Genomic DNA, 761 nt, shown 5'->3' with positions numbered 1-761 from the left:
TTGCATGCCTTGCTGCATGCCTTGCTGAATACCTTCCGTACGAAGACGCTCTGCTAAACCAGCCATTTTGCTTTCCTCCTGAGGATAGCGCCTTTGGTAGGCTTTTCTTTCATCTGTGCTTAAATCGCTGTAGATATCGACAAAGTCTATGTATTTGAGTTGCTTTTCAATGCTTGGTTCCAGCGAAAACAGGCCTTGTATGGCATTGGCGTATACATCGATTTTATCTTTCTCTGCCCATTCCATATTCGGTAAATTAAGCCGTGCTACGATATTTTGGCTACTAAAATACTGATTGGCCGGCAATTTATTTAAATGTGTATGTAAATAGTGAAACTGTAGGTAGCTATGGCGTTCACTTCGAATATGCAGGCTTTCTACCACTTTTTTATTAGAATTCAAAAAAATCACCACCGGTACCACTCGTTCTGTATCGAATAGCTCACTCAGGTGCAGTGTGTAGTGCGCCAGCCTGTGGATCGAGAAACGGCCGGGATCCGTTTCTTCTTCTAGCGTGAACAGTAGCGCTTCGCGTTGCCCATTTGGCCACTCTACCAGCAACGGTACGTCTAGCTCATGAAATCTGTCACCCAGGCGCTCTTTTAATTGCTCCTGGCGAATAGGAGTGACTTTGACGCTAGGCAGTAAATCTCCAGCCTCTTCTGATGCAAAGAAAGCGAGGGCTTCGCGAGGATAGTCCAAAATCAGGTTCTTGAAATTTTGATCGTGGCTTGTACGGTTCGCCATGGCTTTTCCTTGCT

The 761-nt window shown here is 45.3% G+C and carries 1 protein-coding gene; it reads right to left on the bottom strand.

Features of this window, described 5'->3' with window-relative positions:
• The coding region (locus B7L72_RS08365; protein WP_081193706.1) for a hypothetical protein at positions 1-747 on the bottom strand (747 nt) is incomplete at its 3' end.
• Positions 748-761: the final 14 nt, after the last annotated feature.

Source organism: Halomonas sp. BC1, assembly GCF_002078135.1.
Lineage (GTDB): Bacteria > Pseudomonadota > Gammaproteobacteria > Pseudomonadales > Halomonadaceae > Vreelandella > Vreelandella stevensii.
This window is presented reverse-complemented; position numbering and strand designations above follow the sequence as displayed.